At 38.6% G+C, this 16792-nt stretch carries 17 protein-coding genes, 1 pseudogene, 2 riboswitches and 1 other annotated feature (1 of these 21 only partly in view); of the genes and pseudogenes, 13 read left to right on the plus strand and 5 right to left on the minus strand.

All coding sequences use genetic code 11. The annotated features are described in order from the left end of the window. Positions 1 to 148, minus strand: a binding site (T-box leader) (it extends 117 nt beyond the left edge of the window). Between the two features lie 309 nt (positions 149 to 457). Further along, positions 458 to 559: pseudogene (locus NSQ72_RS03115) on the plus strand (GMP synthase (glutamine-hydrolyzing)); the annotation flags it as partial. 90 nt (positions 560 to 649) lie between these two features. Here NSQ72_RS03115 and NSQ72_RS03120 read toward each other — a convergent pair. The 4 genes from NSQ72_RS03120 to NSQ72_RS03135 all read right to left on the minus strand — a co-directional run bounded on the left by NSQ72_RS03120 (position 650) and on the right by NSQ72_RS03135 (position 4943). Beyond that, a complete protein-coding gene (locus tag NSQ72_RS03120; protein WP_039176914.1) occupies positions 650 to 3022 on the minus strand; it encodes a hypothetical protein in 2373 nt (790 codons plus the stop codon). 253 nt (positions 3023 to 3275) lie between these two features. Beyond that, the gene (locus NSQ72_RS03125; protein ID WP_039176916.1) at positions 3276 to 4166 is read right to left on the minus strand and encodes a hypothetical protein; all 891 of its coding nucleotides are present in this window, start codon (positions 4164 to 4166) and stop codon (positions 3276 to 3278) included. Positions 4167 to 4192: 26 nt separating this feature from the next. Next, on the minus strand, positions 4193 to 4753 hold the full coding sequence (locus NSQ72_RS03130; protein WP_039176918.1) for a GNAT family N-acetyltransferase: 561 nt from the start codon (positions 4751 to 4753) through the stop codon (positions 4193 to 4195). Between the two features lie 4 nt (positions 4754 to 4757). Continuing rightward, positions 4758 to 4943, minus strand: coding sequence for a hypothetical protein (locus NSQ72_RS03135; RefSeq protein WP_039176920.1), 186 nt, complete (start codon positions 4941 to 4943; stop codon positions 4758 to 4760). 179 nt (positions 4944 to 5122) lie between these two features. Between NSQ72_RS03135 and NSQ72_RS03140 the strand changes: the two genes are divergently transcribed. Together NSQ72_RS03140 and NSQ72_RS03145 are read left to right on the plus strand one after the other, a co-directional pair. Then, a complete protein-coding gene (locus NSQ72_RS03140) occupies positions 5123 to 5668 on the plus strand; it encodes a sigma-70 family RNA polymerase sigma factor (protein ID WP_039176922.1) in 546 nt (181 codons plus the stop codon). After that, on the plus strand, positions 5637 to 7085 hold the full coding sequence (locus NSQ72_RS03145; RefSeq protein WP_341083257.1) for a DUF4179 domain-containing protein: 1449 nt from the start codon (positions 5637 to 5639) through the stop codon (positions 7083 to 7085). Before NSQ72_RS03140 ends, NSQ72_RS03145 begins: the two co-directional genes overlap by 32 nt. A gap of 18 nt (positions 7086 to 7103) precedes the next feature. Here the strand turns inward: NSQ72_RS03145 and NSQ72_RS03150 are convergent, their stop codons facing one another. Then, positions 7104 to 8291, minus strand: a complete 1188-nt coding sequence (locus NSQ72_RS03150; RefSeq protein WP_341083258.1) for an MFS transporter — start codon at positions 8289 to 8291, stop codon at positions 7104 to 7106. Between the two features lie 100 nt (positions 8292 to 8391). Between NSQ72_RS03150 and NSQ72_RS03155 the strand changes: the two genes are divergently transcribed. The 10 genes from NSQ72_RS03155 to purB all read left to right on the plus strand — a co-directional run bounded on the left by NSQ72_RS03155 (position 8392) and on the right by purB (position 16771). Then, positions 8392 to 9297, plus strand: coding sequence for a LysR family transcriptional regulator (locus NSQ72_RS03155; protein WP_341083259.1), 906 nt, complete (start codon positions 8392 to 8394; stop codon positions 9295 to 9297). 107 nt (positions 9298 to 9404) lie between these two features. Continuing rightward, positions 9405 to 9506: riboswitch (purine riboswitch) on the plus strand. 144 nt (positions 9507 to 9650) lie between these two features. Further along, positions 9651 to 10976, plus strand: coding sequence for an NCS2 family permease (locus NSQ72_RS03160; RefSeq protein ID WP_151284105.1), 1326 nt, complete (start codon positions 9651 to 9653; stop codon positions 10974 to 10976). Between the two features lie 207 nt (positions 10977 to 11183). Further along, positions 11184 to 11345: a hypothetical protein gene (locus NSQ72_RS03165; RefSeq protein WP_165585024.1), complete on the plus strand. Its 162-nt coding sequence runs from the start codon at positions 11184 to 11186 to the stop codon at positions 11343 to 11345. A gap of 11 nt (positions 11346 to 11356) precedes the next feature. Continuing rightward, positions 11357 to 11536: a YezD family protein gene (locus NSQ72_RS03170; RefSeq protein ID WP_047202807.1), complete on the plus strand. Its 180-nt coding sequence runs from the start codon at positions 11357 to 11359 to the stop codon at positions 11534 to 11536. Positions 11537 to 11756: 220 nt separating this feature from the next. Then, positions 11757 to 12548, plus strand: a complete 792-nt coding sequence (locus NSQ72_RS03175) for a hypothetical protein (RefSeq protein WP_039176931.1) — start codon at positions 11757 to 11759, stop codon at positions 12546 to 12548. A 205-nt stretch (positions 12549 to 12753) separates the two neighbouring features. Further along, the gene (locus NSQ72_RS03180) at positions 12754 to 13308 is read left to right on the plus strand and encodes a DUF2179 domain-containing protein (protein ID WP_024424505.1); all 555 of its coding nucleotides are present in this window, start codon (positions 12754 to 12756) and stop codon (positions 13306 to 13308) included. Then, a complete protein-coding gene (locus NSQ72_RS03185) occupies positions 13305 to 13505 on the plus strand; it encodes an NETI motif-containing protein (protein ID WP_012009137.1) in 201 nt (66 codons plus the stop codon). Before NSQ72_RS03180 ends, NSQ72_RS03185 begins: the two co-directional genes overlap by 4 nt. A 79-nt stretch (positions 13506 to 13584) precedes the next feature. Then, positions 13585 to 13686, plus strand: a riboswitch (purine riboswitch). A 169-nt stretch (positions 13687 to 13855) separates the two neighbouring features. Beyond that, positions 13856 to 14344 (plus strand): 5-(carboxyamino)imidazole ribonucleotide mutase, encoded by a 489-nt coding sequence (purE, locus tag NSQ72_RS03190; protein WP_039183007.1) that lies wholly within the window; start codon positions 13856 to 13858, stop codon positions 14342 to 14344. After that, positions 14337 to 15479: a 5-(carboxyamino)imidazole ribonucleotide synthase gene (purK, locus tag NSQ72_RS03195; RefSeq protein ID WP_064497674.1), complete on the plus strand. Its 1143-nt coding sequence runs from the start codon at positions 14337 to 14339 to the stop codon at positions 15477 to 15479. Before purE ends, purK begins: the two co-directional genes overlap by 8 nt. After that, complete coding sequence (gene purB / locus NSQ72_RS03200; protein ID WP_024426701.1) at positions 15476 to 16771, plus strand: adenylosuccinate lyase; 1296 nt, start codon at positions 15476 to 15478, stop codon at positions 16769 to 16771. Before purK ends, purB begins: the two co-directional genes overlap by 4 nt. Positions 16772 to 16792 lie beyond the last annotated feature (21 nt).

Genomic DNA, 16792 nt, shown 5'->3' on the forward strand with positions numbered 1-16792 from the left:
TGGGGTGCCGACCTTAACTACATCAATCCTTTTCATTTCACTAAGGCTACTCTAAGGTGAGTTCCTTGCCTTTTTGTTATTGCTTCTCATCAGCCAGCAACTTTCTGAAAACAATTCGGCAAGTACTATTCCTTATCATCGCATTCTAATTTTTCTGATTTTTTCTATTATACCAAGTTTACAAAAAAGAGATAGTGGTAGGGATATCTTTTTTAATTGATTTTTTTTGTCTTCTCGGTGTCTTATCTTTTCAATTTTATTTTGTTTGAGCCCTTAACCAATCTATTTTTGTAATTTTATTCTTATAAGGGATTAAAAATAAACAATCTTGTATTTATTCTACAATCATCCAGTTCCTATCTTTCTATAAAGTCAAATCATACTGTGAAAATTGTGTCGCTTTGCTTGCCTCATCTAAATATTTTACTTTGACGGGTAAGAATCTCTTGGGACGCACGTGCTTGAAAAGATATCAACTCGTATTGTGAATGAAGTGAAGCATATTAACCGGGGGATGGATGATATTACGAGTAAGACGTCTGCTACTAATGGGTGGGAAGAGCCGAATTCCTTAAGGAGGGTTTCGACTCTTTTTTATGGACATTGTTGCTTCTTTTGTTTTAGTTTTATGAAAGATACTATTAAAAAGTTAATCAAAAAGAATTTTTTCTATTTTAATAGAAAGCAGCCTCAAACTAGCCTTCCCAATTTTTCCGTAGATTGAATTTTTTAACCTTTCATAAATTGTTTCTAGATATTCATCTAATGTCATATCTATTCTATCAAGAATAGAAATTCCACCAGTTTTAAACGCATATAAAAATTGTTTGTTTTTGAAATATTGTTCATAGTTACTGTCAATAATTTTTAACGCAAAAAATGTGAATATAGATTCTCTATCTAAAATAATAAATATGTCACCTTCATTTCCATATGTGATAGATTCAAGAAATAGATTACTTGCCGAGCTTCCCTTTTTATAAGTTACGATGACTTCATAATACAACAGACTGACTATATTCAAATCATCAACTATGCTTTTCATATTTAGGGGAATTTCTCCTAGTAAATATTCCATTGTTTTTGTTAATTCTTCATATTTTGCTAATTTAGGTATTTTATCAACGGCACGTAAAAATTCCATACAAAGATTTTTAATCTTCCTTAAATCATTTTCTGTTTGTTGTTTTGTTAAGACAATTCTATGGGAATATTTGTTGTTAGGCGATAATATCGCTTGAATGAATAATATTTTAAGAGGTGAGATAAGGCTATAATCAAATTGATCATAGTAGTCCATATTTTCAATTTGCTTTCCTCTGTCAGTATAAATAGTCGTTAGCACTTTGAAAGTGATTCTGTGATTTATATGAGTTTGTGCAACTATTTTGGCGGATGAAAAATATAATTCCTTTTTCTTGTCCTCTTCAGGCCAATAAAATGCATCTATTAGTTTTCTTTTGAAATATAAAGTATTATCATTCCATTTTTCATTAGCTGGATAAAACAATTGATATAAGGAATAAGCAACGATATATTCCTTATTCATCGAAGAAATTAATTTTTCCAATTTTTCATTCTCAGAAATTTTCTCTCTTAAATTACCATGATTTCTAATTAAGTAATCAAACACTGCTTTTGAATACAATTCATCGTTGTAGTATCTCGAAAAGTTAGGCAGGTCAAATTGAGATTCTGAAATTAAATATTTTTTAACTATTGTCTCCCAATTATATTTTTCAACTCCAGCATAATATTTATTTAAAAGGTCAGCTGTTTTGTTCTTTAATACAGACTTTAATTTAATTCTTGTGAGATTATTGTTGATATCTTCATATAAGTCCTTCATTTTACTTGAATTAGAAACTGCTTTTTCTATTAAATGGTCAAATAAATAATTATGAACATTTCCTATTTGTTTATTTAAGACAGATCTAAGCTCAAATTTTTCATTGGTCTTTTCAAATATCTCTGGTGTTTCAGCAACTAAATAATTAAAGGTATTCATGTCTTTGTCAATAAGTTCTTTGAAATAGTACCAATCAATATTTTTTTGAATTTTAGATAAAAATTTCCATTTTTCGTATATAAATCTTTTGTAGTCATCATATAAATAAACTTTTTCTTCTCTATAAATACATTTTTCAACTCGGACACTTTTAAATTCTCCAAATTTCGAGCCTACTTCAATATCTATTTTAGAAAATACTTGGGTTAAGAAGGAACCGATTGATGGATTATCTACTTTCGATATATCAGATTCGAGAACTCTAAAGAAAAATATTATATCTCCATAATCAAACTTTCTTCGATACATTTTTCTAAACTGTCTATAGTATTTATTAGATATTGATTCACTTATAATATTTTCTAAAACTACGTCTGATTTTCCCTTTATTAAAAATAATATACGAATAATTTGTAGGCTCATCCCGATTAAAAAGATGTAAATCCAAAATAGCATTGTAATACTTGTTTGCCAGGAATATATTAGAATGTCTTTCAGTTCTCCACTAGTATTAATAATTAGAATGGGAGAAATAATAGTTAATAATAATATCCCTAAAAATGTTTTTGTATGCGTGACCTGATACCAAATAGACGTATCTGTTAAATGCTTAATTTTACTTCTTCCTAAATATCTAACTTTATCACTGTCACCAACTATAAATTGCAAAAAACCTATATAAATACCATAGAGACTTAAAAGTCCAATAACAAATCCATATACACCAATTAAATTGAAATATTGATTTTGATATTCAATAAATTTGATTTCAAATTTACTTTGAACAATAAGCAAAGAAAAATATAAAACTAAAAATACTGAATTACTAATCCGTGGTAAACTTTTTTCAGATAAAAGGTCATTTTCTATAAAGTTTAGAAATCTTCTACCAAGTTTTGTTTGAATCATTAACAATTTAATATATAGTTTAATTGATTTTAAAAACATAGATATTAAAATAAATGCTACTATTACCAATTCGATTCGGATAACTTCATGACTAAATATTTTCAAAATCTAACCTCATTTCTTTGAAGGTGTTTCCATGTCTTTCAGATATTGTTACCGACATTCTTTCACCCTCAAGATTCTCTTGAACTTTTCAAATGGGATTATATTCTTATCAACTTAACTCATAGAAAGTGTAAGGGAACATAGAGTTTTATCGTGAACGTTGTCTAAGTGCCGTGGCAAGTGAAAACCTTCTTTCTAATTTCTTTTATATAAAAGAAAAAAAGAAGAGTTGCTTGTTTTCACTCATGTTTATTTAATTCATTTCGTTAGAAAATCGAATCTGCATATCTTTTAATTCATCATAAAATTTGAAGTGTTGTAATATCAATTCTTCACAGACTTTTTTGATGATCCATTTACCTCGTTCTTCAATTCTTAAATTCACTTTATGTATATACTCAATTAGTTCCTTTTGATTTTTAGGTGCTAGTTTTTTGGGTTTCTCTATGTTTAAGAAATGTCCTTCCCAAAATTCACAAACTGTCCATTCTTCATCATTGGTTACATAAGGTTGAAGAAAGTATGTTTCGACGAAATTTTTCCAACATCCCATTGGTTTGAAAAAATCATAGAATGATTGTAATGTCACATCCCAATAATCTTGAGAGAAACAGTAGCGACCAGTATTCATCCAATGAGGTAATACAGTGAAATTTCCAATACTATGAGATAAAGTAGCGAATTTTTCAAACGCTGAAATGTTATTTTTAACAAGCTCAAAGTCTCTAAAGTTGTCATTAGAAATTAATAAATGACATTGATCTATAAGAGCCATTCTTGGATCAATGCCAATTTCATCGTATAAAGTGTTTTTATTAGATGAGTTGATCACACTGTTCTTAAAAGTGGTCCAAAACGAATTCATTGTTTCGCCACGAATCAAATTGTAACGATCTAAATAACGCTTTGTTTCGATCTTTTGATCACTCTCTGTACCCCAAAGTACTTGGTAAATATGAAAAGGTCTTTTATCGCAATCAGCTACTTTGAGTTTACCAATCTTATACTCTAACATGAGTTTAATTGGTGAGGTGTTTTTTATCGATTTTTCGGTATCACTTTGTTTAAAATCCCATTCCCAGGGCTTTATTTCTAGCTCTTCGCACTTTTTAAACCAGTCTTCTATCCATGTGTTATACGTCATTTGTTTCTCCTCTGTCCAATAGAATTTTATTCGTAATTCCTCTTCAAAATCGCATACATAAACACATCATCAAACCCATACTGACCAAGATCATACTCCCGCAATAAACCCTCTCGTACAAAATCAAAGTTCTCCAATAATTGAACAGAAGATATGTTTGCTGGATCAATGATCGCTTCAATCCGATTCAGGTTCATTTCCTGAAATCCATATCGTAACACTGCAGCAATCGCTTCGCTCATGATGCCTTTTCTCCAATGATCGTGATGCAATTCATAGCCAATTTCCGTGCGGCAGTGCTGTTTTTCTAGATTGAGAAAGCCACAGCTGCCGATGATCGTAGGATCTTCTTTTAAAGAAATGCCCCAGCGGATGCCTGTTTGTTCTTTGAAGATGTTGTCATACCACTTGATTTCTCCTTTTGTGTCTTCAATCGTTTCATGAGCATCGATTCCCATGTAGCGGCACACGGTTTCATTGGATAAGTAGATGTGCATATCCTCAACGTCTTTGATCGTTGCTTGTTTTAAGATTAGTCTTTCGGTATGTATCGTTGGAAATGTTTGTGGAAAGTTGATTTTGTTCATTTGGTTATCCTCCATGCGATGTCTTTTGTTCTGTACATGCCTTACAATAAAAAACCCCTTCATTCCTCAGCCAAGCCTTTACCTCTGTCATTCCACGTCTCTTTGGATAGACGAGCTTGATGTACACTTCTTCGTTACCTTCTATCTTCTTCTGACAGCTAGCACATACGGGTTCTTCAAATAGAAACAATCGGCATACTCCTTTATGTAGATATTTCTTCCATTATATCAAATATGCAACATAATCTTTGCGGCCTGTTCTTCACTTTTTCTATTTTTGTCCGACATATGCTACGTGAAAGAAATTTCCGTTTGTTGAAACCGTTTGAGAGAAACCTTGCTCTAACAGGTGTAGGAGGTGTGGATGAGATGAAGCAAGTGCGTCTAATTAAAAAAGCACAAAAAGGGAATGTTCTGGCATTTGAGAAATTAATGCTGATGTATCAGGAGCGTTTATATAAAACGGCTTTTCTCTATACAAGAAATAAAGAGGATTCGTTAGATGCTGTTCAAGAGACGGTCATTAAAGCGTTTAAGCATTTATCTGGCTTAAAAGAACCGGCTTATTTTTCTACCTGGCTGACGCGGATTTTGATTCATACGATTTTTGCGATGAAGAAAAAGCAGCAAGATGTTGTTCCGTTTGAACAGCATCATGAGAGCGTTGAGCGACATGATTTTTTAGAAGACAAGCTCGATTTAAAAAATGCACTTGAAGTGTTAGATGAGCAATATCAGCTCGTGATTCAGCTATTTTATTTTCAAGATTATTCGATTTCGATGATTTCTGAACAGATGGGTGTGCCTGAAGGAACGGTTAAAACTCATTTGTATCGAGCAAGAAAGTTATTAAAGCAAACATTGGAGAAGGAGGAGAGTGTCGATGGAACGAAAAGAAATGAAAAAGCTTTATGATGAGATTGATGTACCAACAGTTGAAGTGACCTCTGCTATTCACCAAGCCATTGGGGATGTGAAAGCGGAACAAAAAAGACACTGGTTCAAATGGAACTGGAGAACGCCAATATACTCTGCCATTGTTCTCATCGTCCTTTACTTTTCATCAGGTTTCCTTTTTCCTTCTCTTAATACAGCGATGGCACGTGTCCCGATAGTTGGGCAATTTTATATGATGTTTCACGATAAAGTAGGAATGGCTCTTTTTCAGAGTGATTTGGTGAAGCATGTCAATGAGGGGGCTGAATCAAGAGGAATTACTGTGAAAGTAAACAGTGTATACTATGATGCCGGGCGTCTTGTTTATACGTTTACTGTCGATCATTTGAATACAAAGGAAGATTCTGTACCATTCATCGTCAGCAACTTAAATCATATAAATGAAAATTTCCAACCGAGTTACGACAATCAGGAATTGAAAAAATTAAAGGATGGCCGATATCTTGGGCAAATGGAAGTCTATACAAATGGACAGACAATTAAGCAAGGTCAAAAATTCCCACTCGTCATTTCAAAAATTGGAGATATTGTAGGGAATTGGCGTTTTGAATTACCTGTAGTGAAGCAAAAAACCACCTTACTAGCGGGACAAAAAGACGTGTCTATTTTAAATGGACGTTATCAAATAAGAAACGTAAAGGTAGAAAATGGAGTGAATGGCTCTGCTATTCAATATGCCATTGATTACAATGGTTTTGCCAAAGATGATAGAGTTAGTATTGATAGAATGAAGGATAATTTAGGGAATGAGTATGAGCTTGAGATTGGAACCGTTTTAAGAAAAAAACAACTGACTTCTGACAAAACTAGAAAAGATCATTTGACAATTTTGAATCAGCCGATCAATCCAAAGGCGACTGAATTGACATTTTACACAGATGTGAGATACGAACGAGAATACAGCCACATTATTCCTCTCAAGACAAAGCTGCCTGTTCAGTTCAAAACAAAACACCATGGCATCGGAATCAAAATCATTAAGATAGAGCAAAAAGACCGTTCTGTGATTGTTGATTATCAATTTACTGGAGTAGATCAAAAAGAATTAGATCAGGATGTGATGGAGAATATAGGTGAATTCCTTGGATTAGGCGATGTTGAAAAGATGAAATCATGGCCCGATCCACAAGCAGACTATGAAAGCGGATATTACTTGAAGGGGAACCATGCGAAGGTGACGAATTTAAAGACAGCTTCCATGCAATCCACCTTTGAATTTGATGATAAGAATTTAGAGACTTTATCATTAAACCATTTTTCTTTTAAAGAATATGGGCTTTATCTTGATTTGACTGAACTGAACATGTTGGCACCACAGGAAGAGATAAAGGTAACCATTCCAGTCAAAAAAGAAACTTCAAAAGCTAGTCAATAAATAAGTGAGCGAACATGATTACACATGTTCGCTTTTTGTCTGTTGTTCTACCAGTCGATGACGATTGAACGAGTACCGAATCAACATCAACGCCACAAAACTAGCTAATCCACCAATCCAACTTAAATTCGTTACATTTGTATACTGAATAATCACGCCGCCCATGGACGATCCGAGCATCATGCCGATGTTCATTATCGCTGTATTAAAGCTCAGCACGGTTTCAGATGCATGGGGTTTAAGGGAGATCAGATAAAACTGCTTCGCTGGTGTTGTTGTCCATGTGGCGATGCCCCAAATGGCAAGCGTTATCAAGACGGTAATTGTAGAGAATTGCGTAAAAAATAAGGTAAAGAGAGCGAACATCTGGATCATGATGCTGATCGAGATGGTTCGGTTTGGTCCCCATTGATCGACGGCGAATCCGCCAAAACGTGAGCCAATAAAAGCAGAAATTCCTAAGACGAGCAAGGCAATGCTTGTCATTTCAAGTGAAAAGCCGGCGGTCTGTCTTAATAATGGAGAGATATAAGCAAAGACCATCGTGTAGCCTAAGATCCAAAAGACCGTCGTTGCTAGGCTGCTGATCACTCTGCGGTCTTGAAGAATGTGTAATTGCTGCTTTAATGGCAGGTGAGAATGTCCCTCTATGCGTGGCAATAATTGATAAAGAAGCATGAAGAGACAAGCAGTACCTAGTGCAATGATGAGAAAAATATAGTGCCAATCCACATGACCTGATAGAAATGTTCCAATCGGCACACCAAGTACGAGTGAAACGGTGAATCCAGTGATGACCGTCGCCATTGCACTTCCCTTTTTTTCTGGCGGGGCGATCTGCGCTGCATAATTCGTGGCAACGACAATATATAAGCCGCCGTTCATGGCCATGATGACGCGAGATAGCAGGAGCAGCACGAAATGATGGCTAAAAAAGGCGAGCAAATTGCCTAAAATAAACACAAAAATAGCCGCTAACAAAACCTTTTTTCGGTTCAGTTTCGACGTTACCATGACTAAAAAGAGAGCGCCTACTGCATAAAAAAGAGAATAGACGGTGATGAGCTGTCCGGCAGCAGGAATGGAGATGTGTAAATCGACAGCAATGATATCTAGAATGCCTGACACGACGAATTCTGACGTGCCTGTGACAAATGAACCGACAGCTAAAAGAACAATCAATAGCTGATGAGATGTGTTTTTCATTTTGAACCCTTCCTTCATGTTGATACGTTGTCTTTAGTTTAAATTCCGTGCTAACATAAGTAAAATTGATGTTTTTCATGGAGGAGATGAGTAAATACTCATGAGCTTTGTTCGTTTTGATATTATCGCAAAAGTGGTGGAACTTGGCAGTTTTACAGCAGCAGCTGAAGCATTAAATATGACGCAGTCAGCTGTTAGTCATGCAGTGGCGAATTTAGAGTCAGAGTGGGGTGTGTCTTTATTCATTCGCGACCGAAAAAAGGGCATTATGCTGACGGACATTGGTCAAACGCTTCTCCCGCATATTAGAGAAGTGTTAAATAGAGTGGAGAAAATTCAGCAAGAAATTGCGTTAACGAAAAATATTGAAACAGGCTTGATTCGTATCGGCACATTTGCCAGTGCCTCTGCTTGTTTATTGCCTAAACTGCTTGTGAGCTATCAGAAAAAGCATCCAAAAATCGAATTTAAATTCTATGAGGGAACGTATGAAGAAATATTGGAGTGGCTGGATTCAGGCATCATTGATGTTGGATTTGTTGTGAAAGGCCATGCGGATGAAGCCTTTGATTTACTGCCGCTTATGAAAGATGAGATGGTCGTCGCTTATCACCCAAATCATCGATATGAACAGCAGCCCATTGTAGATATAACGGATTTGGCGGGTGAACCATTTATTATGCCGACTGGCATGTATCAATCACATGTAGAGGATATTTTTTCGGAGGCGCAAATGAAGCCGGCTGTTTTATTTGAAGTTCATGATTGTACGACCATTGCTCGTATGGTAGGGGAAGGACTCGGCGTCACGATTGGTCCGGAGTTGTTTTTAAAAACGCAGCAGCTTGTGCATATTCGTCAGCTGAATGTCTCTCATCATCGTGAAGTTGCGCTCGCCTGTCCTTCACTCACCCAAGCTTCTCCGGCAGTGAAAGAGTTTTTCCGTGTAGCCGAAACAGTATTTGCCAAAAGAGAAGGATTAGGAGAAGGGTGTATAAAGATCTAGATGTGAATTTCCAAATTCGTGTAATAAGACGAATGAAGCGGACATTTCTTTGAAAAATGTTCGCTTTTCGTATTGTGTTTTAAAAATGAAGTTGGTACAATAGACACAGAAATCAAATAGATAGAAGTCGTATAATCGCGGGGATATGGCCCGCAAGTTTCTACCAAGCTACCGTAAATGGCTTGACTACGTCAATTCACACTCGTTTGATATAAATCATGCATTGTTCTTGTTTTATGTCACAGTCTGAATTCACATATGTAGTCAAGCGTCCCAAAATTGTTGGGGCGTTTTTTATTTGACTAGTGAATGGGGCAGGCTAAAGCAAAAGGACATGAAGGGAGTCAGTTGGCTTGAAACAGTTTTTTCAGTTTGATGAGTTAGGAACGAATTACCGCAGAGAAATCATCGGTGGTTTAACCACATTTTTGTCGATGGCTTACATTCTGTTTGTTAATCCGATCACACTTGCATTAGTGTCGGTACCGGATTTTCCAGATAAATTACGTATTGATCAGGGCGCTGTCTTTACAGCAACGGCATTAGCTTCTGCTGCAGGGTGTATCCTGATGGGATTGATCGCCAGGTATCCAATTGCGATTGCACCAGGTATGGGTCTGAATGCGTTCTTCGCCTTTTCGGTTGTGCTTGGCATGGGCATTAAATGGGAAGCAGCACTTTCGGGTGTGTTTGTTTCAGGATTGATTTTCGTAGCCCTTTCTTTAACAGGTTTCCGTGAAAAAATCATCAATGCCATTCCGGCTGAGCTGAAGCTGGCGGTTGGGGCAGGTATTGGTTTATTCATTACGTTTGTTGGTCTTCAAGGCTCTGGCATTATCGCCAATAATGATAATACACTCGTTTCGATTGGAAATATTCATAGTGGTCCGGTTCTGTTAACGGTGTTTGGTATCGTAGTGACTGTTATATTAATGGTTCTTCGTGTGAATTCAGGTGTCTTCATTGGGATGCTTGTGACTGCTATTGCCGGGATGATTTTTGGTCTTATACCAGTACCGTCTCAAATTGTGGGAAGTATTCCAAGCTTGTCTCCAACCTTTGGTCAAGCCTTGATTCACTTACCAGAAATATTCTCGATTCAAATGCTTATTGTGATTTTAACGTTCCTTTTCGTTGGATTCTTTGATACAGCTGGTACGCTTGTAGCTGTGGCAACACAGGCTGGTTTAATGAAAAATAATGAGCTGCCACGTGCAGGAAGAGCGCTCTTGGCGGATTCTTCTTCAATCGTTGTAGGTTCTGTTCTTGGTACATCAACGACAACGTCTTATGTTGAATCTAGCTCAGGTGTAGCGGCTGGTGCGCGTTCTGGTTTTGCAGCGGTCGTCACAGGGATTTTCTTCTTGCTGGCGATGTTCTTCTCACCGCTTTTATCCATTGTTACACCTAATGTGACAGCACCTGCTTTGATTATTGTTGGTGCACTGATGGTCGCTCCGCTTGCAAAGATTGCATGGGATCGCTTTGAAATTGCGGTACCAGCGTTCTTAACGATGATTATGATGCCACTGACATACAGTATTGCAACAGGGATTGCGGTTGGCTTTATTTTCTACCCGATTACGATGATCTTTAAAGGGAAAGCGAAAGAAGTGCATCCAATCATGTACGGATTGTTTGTCATCTTTATTCTATATTTCGCTTTCTTAAATCATTAATTGAACATCTGAAACAGCAGCTCATGGGGCTGCTGTTTTTTTGTTAAAAAAATCAAAACATAGTTGACTTATAGGAATTATGTGTTTATGATAAAAAGACATAATTCGCTGATTGGATCACCAAAGGCGCTTTGATTTCCTTTTTTAATAGAAGGTTTCAGGGTGCCTTTTTTTCTTGCATACATTCAAAAGGGGAGGAGATGTCTTTTGTCACACTGGCTTAGACAGGTGATTGAACGAAAAAAGCAGGTGCTGATTCAAAAGCTCCTTTTATGGGGGCATGAAGAAAAGCAGGAAGCGCTCATGCATTACACGATTCATGAGCTGGAAAATGAGGTTCTCTATTTAAAAGAGCGAAAACAAAAATAGGGGGATGAGCGATGGATGAACAAAAGCTGAATTATATTTTATCTGCCTTAAAAGGGATCGACTATGGATCAGTGGTCATCACCATTCATAATGGCCATATTACACAGGTCGATACGACCAAAAAGACTCGGTTCCCCGCTCATCAGGAGAATCTCCGAGTTCAGCAAGGAAAGCGGAGTCACTATCGTTGACCATGAATTTCAACATTGATAAAAAGCTGATGGAGGCCGTCAGCTTTTTTGTTTTGTCTTATTTTCTCTCCATTTTAAAACCTCTGCTGGCTTTTATCCGTCTATTCGTATGAACGTCAAGGAATCTTGACTGAATAGAGAGACTCCGCTACTTTAAGAGGAGTCATCCGAACAGTTCATTCACTTGAGCCTGTAAGGATTGGATAGGAGTTGATATGAGATGTTAGAGAAAGATCAAGATCAGAGGACATCTGAAAAGAAAAATGAAGAGTCATCAATAGATCAAGAAACAAGGCAATCCCGCCTCAGCCGCAGCGCTGCAAAACGTGGAAGAATCTCAAAATCAGCGGATGATGAGCGTTCAACCATCCAGCGTATGCTGCAAGGTGCAGGAGGCGCGTTTAAGCGTTATGGTTCATATGGACTGGCGATGTTAAAATCACCGAGCAAGGCCATCAATCAAGCGGAAACATTGCGTATGAAGTACGCCTGGATCTCGATTGTGTTATTCAGTGTGTTTTTTGCTTTAGGCAACTATGTTCAATTAAAGGCGTCAAAAACCCGTTTATTAGGCTTTGGCATTCATTATTCTTTTGGTGACGCCTTTTTGAGGGTTGCAGTCTTTACACTCATTGTGTTGACATTGATGATGCTCACTGTCTGGCTGCTCGGAAAATACATGCTAAAAGGAAACATATCACTGAAAGAAGTGATCATGAAGTTTGGTGCTGCGCTTGTGCCGGTGTTGGTTTTATCCATCCTTTGGCTTGTATTTGCCATGCTGAATATTCCATATGTGACCGTCATATTATCCGTGATGATGTTTGTCGGCCTTCAGTTGATTGCGGTCGTGCTCTTTCGCTCGATTCAATCGGAGCATGATGCCGAACGTGGAGATTTGATGTATGCAGGCTGGGTCTTTTTATTGGTTGAGCTTGTCATCATCGCGCTGCTCTGGGGCATAGTCGGGGAGTATTTGATTCCATCACTTGTTCCTGTTCGATTCGGATAAAACACACATGAAAACCTCCTTTTTTGAAAAAGGGGGTTTTCATGTTGAGAAGAGAAAAAAACGGGTAAACTCTTGGTAACAAACACCACCCTTGTTGTCGAAAGATATATGTGTTTTGATCGCGTAAATTTGATTGTATCAAGGTATGTTCTCTAGTAGAATATGGGGTGCTTTATTTGATTTTTTAGTGCAGGGGGTTCGAATCGTGCTTCAACAACTTTTATCCAATGCGTTCACCATGGTTTTAATCATTTTAGTGATTAATATTGTCTATGTTTCTTTTTCCACCATGCGTTTGATTTTAACAATGAAAGGCAGACGGTACGCAGCTGCTTTTGCGGGTACGATCGAAATGCTCATTTATGTCATTGGGTTAAGTATCGTTCTAGATAACTTAGATCAAATACAAAATGTCATTGCGTATGCCCTAGGTTATGGAATGGGGATCATTGTCGGGATGAAAATTGAAGAGAAGCTGGCACTTGGCTACACAACTGTTAACGTGATCACAAAAGAATTGGATGTCGATCTCCCAAGACAATTGAGAGAAAAAGGATATGGTGTCACCAGCTGGGTAGCAGGCGGTCTTGAAGGAGACCGGACAGCATTGCAAATTTTAACACCGAGAAAATATGAACTGCAATTATATGAAACGATTAAGACACTGGATTCAAAGGCGTTTATCATTTCATATGAACCCAAGTCGATTCACGGCGGCTTCTGGGTGAAGGCTGTGAAGAAAAGGAGAATTAAAGAATGACCGCAAAACCAAAGAAGAAAAAATTCTATGTGGAAGACAACATGACGATTGATCAAGTGTTGTCCCAGATGGCAGCGGAAGGCTACTCGCCTGTCCGACGAATGGAGGAACCGATTTTTCAGGAAAAGAAGGAAAATGGGTCGATTCAGATCATTCCGATTGGGAAAAAAATCGTATTTGAAGGAAAAATAGTCTAAATCCGAACATTAAAACGACGACTTCATAGATTGTTCGATAAATCCGTTGACATCATGAACATCCGTTGTTAAGATAAACATGAAATCAAAACACGAGCCTCATATAATCTTGGGAATATGGCCCATAAGTTTCTACCCAGTTACCGTAAATGACTGGACTATGCAGGATAGTGAACAAAACTGACATGGCAATTCAAAAGCGAACAGCGCTTACCATGGCCCGGTTTGTGTTGCTTCCTAACAATGCAATGCAAATCGGGCCTTTTTGTTCGGCGTTTGACAAGCTGCTTAGGTTTGGGAAGCGTGTCAAACGATACAAAATCGAATATCAGCTTAAAGGTGGGGACAAAATGAAGCCGCTTGTAGGTGTCATCATGGGAAGTACATCTGATTGGGAAACAATGAAAAATGCGTGCGACATCTTAGAGGAATTAAACATTCCGTATGAAAAACAGGTAGTATCCGCACACCGGACACCTGACTTGATGTTTGAATATGCGACTGAAGCAAGAGGTAAAGGACTAAAGGTCATCATTGCCGGTGCTGGAGGCGCAGCACATTTACCGGGAATGGTCGCAGCAAAAACGACACTGCCGGTCATTGGTGTGCCTGTACAATCAAAAGCACTAAACGGGCTGGATTCCTTATTATCCATCGTTCAAATGCCAGGCGGTGTACCAGTTGCTACAGTAGCAATTGGCAAAGCCGGTGCAACAAATGCAGGCCTTCTTGCCGCACAAATGATTTCAGCATTTGATGAAACAATCGCAGCTCGCCTTGAAGAAAGAAGAGAGCAGACAAAACAGACTGTACTAGAAAGCAGTGATCAGCTTGGCTAAGCAGACCATTTTTCCAAACGCAACCATCGGAATCATTGGCGGCGGACAGCTTGGCAGATATATGGCCGTCAGCGCAAAGCAAATGGGGTACCGGGCAGCAGTTCTAGACCCGGTCACACAATCTCCTTGCGGACAGGTTGCCGATACAGAAATCACAGCCGCATATAGTGACCTTGAAGCGATTCGAAAGCTGGCAGAAATCAGCGATGTGGTGACTTATGAGTTTGAAAATATTGATTATGATGCACTGAATCAGCTGAAGGAAGAAGCCTATTTACCACAAGGAAGCGACCTTCTCCTTTTAACTCAAAATCGTGAGACCGAGAAAAAAGGGATTGTAGACGCAGGCTGTGAAGTAGCACCTTACCGCATCATTCATGATGAAAAAGAGCTGGAAGATGCCGTGAACGCGCTCGGTTTGCCAGCCGTGCTGAAAACATGCAGAGGCGGCTACGACGGAAAAGGACAGTACGTCATCAAAGAAAAAGGACAGCTTCCGGAAGCAGCTGCACTGCTCACACATGGAACATGTATTTTAGAAAGCTGGGTTCCATTCCAAATGGAGCTTTCGGTGATCGTCACTCGTTCTGTTCATGGAGAGATCGCAGTATTCCCAGTCGCTGAGAACATTCATAAGCATAATATTTTGTTCCAAAGCATTGTGCCTGCAAGGGTAGAGAACCGCATTCAGGAGAAGGCGAAAGAACTGGCAACAACACTGGCTGAAAAGCTGGGGCTGGTTGGTACTCTTGCTGTAGAACTGTTCCTGACAAATGACGGAAAGCTGCTCGTCAATGAACTGGCACCACGCCCGCATAATTCTGGCCATTATACGCTCGATTTATGTGAGACAAGTCAGTTTGAACAGCACGTCCGTGCTATATGTGGTCTGCCGCTTGGCGGTACAGCCCTTTTATCAGAGGGAATGATGGTGAATTTATTAGGCGATGAAGTGGACATTCCAAAAGAGCATCCTGAGCTTCTCAAAGAAGCGAAGCTTTATCTATATGGAAAGCATGAAGTAAAAGCCGGCCGCAAAATGGGGCATATGACGTTTATGAAAAAGCTCGATGATGAATGGATGACAAACATCACAAAGATATGGACTGAAAGAGATGGAGGAAACGGGAAATGATCGAACGTTACGCACGACCAGAAATGTCAGCAATCTGGACAGAGGAAAACAAATTTAATGCATGGCTTGAAGTAGAAATTCTCGCTTGTGAAGCTTGGGCAGAGCTTGGCGTCATTCCGAAAGAAGACGTTGTGACAATGCGCAAAAATGCAAGCTTTGATATTGGACGTATTCTGGAGATTGAACAAGACACGCGCCACGACGTGGTTGCCTTTACGCGTGCTGTATCTGAATCTCTAGGAGAAGAAAGAAAGTGGGTTCATTATGGATTAACATCGACAGACGTAGTGGATACGGCGCTTTCATATCTATTAAAACAGGCGAATGATATCTTGCTCAAGGACATTGAGAGATTTGTTGACATACTAAAAGAAAAAGCAAAAGAGCACAAATATACCGTCATGATGGGCCGTACACACGGTGTACACGCTGAACCGACAACATTTGGCCTGAAGCTTGGTCTTTGGTACGAAGAAATGAAGCGTAACCTAGAACGTTTTAAACAAGCAAAAGCTGGCATTGAATACGGCAAAATCTCTGGAGCTGTTGGCACATATGCGAACATCGACCCGTTTGTTGAGCAATATGTATGTGAGAAACTTGGCATCAAAGCTGCACCAATTTCAACCCAAACCTTGCAGCGTGACCGTCATGCAGATTACATGGCTACTCTTGCTTTAGTGGCAACGAGCATTGAGAAATTTGCTGTTGAAATCCGTGGTCTTCAAAAGAGTGAAACACGTGAAGTAGAAGAGTTCTTTGCAAAAGGACAAAAAGGATCATCAGCGATGCCGCATAAGCGTAACCCAATCGGTTCTGAGAATATGACGGGAATTGCCCGCGTTATTCGTGGATATATGCTGACAGCTTATGAAAATGTACCGCTTTGGCACGAGCGTGATATTTCTCATTCATCTGCTGAGCGCATCATTTTACCAGATGCTACGATTGCACTGAACTATATGCTCAACCGTTTCTCAAACATCGTGAAAAACTTGACGGTCTTCCCAGAGAACATGAAACGCAACATGGACCGCACACTTGGCTTAATTTACTCACAGCGCGTTCTTCTTGCATTAATCGATACAGGCATGGCACGTGAAGAGGCATATGACACGGTTCAGCCAAAGGCAATGGAAGCGTGGGAGAAGCAAGTGCCGTTCCGTTCATTAGTAGAAGCAGAAGAAAAAATCACGTCACGCTTAACACCTGAACAAATCGCTGACTGCTTCGATTACAACTATCATTTGAAAAATGTCGATATGATTTTCGAACGTCTAGGTCTTGCGTAAGAAATGGGTCGCCTGCTCGCC

The sequence above is a fragment of the Bacillus sp. FSL R5-0659 genome, assembly GCF_038008785.1.
GTDB lineage: Bacteria > Bacillota > Bacilli > Bacillales > Bacillaceae > Bacillus > Bacillus safensis.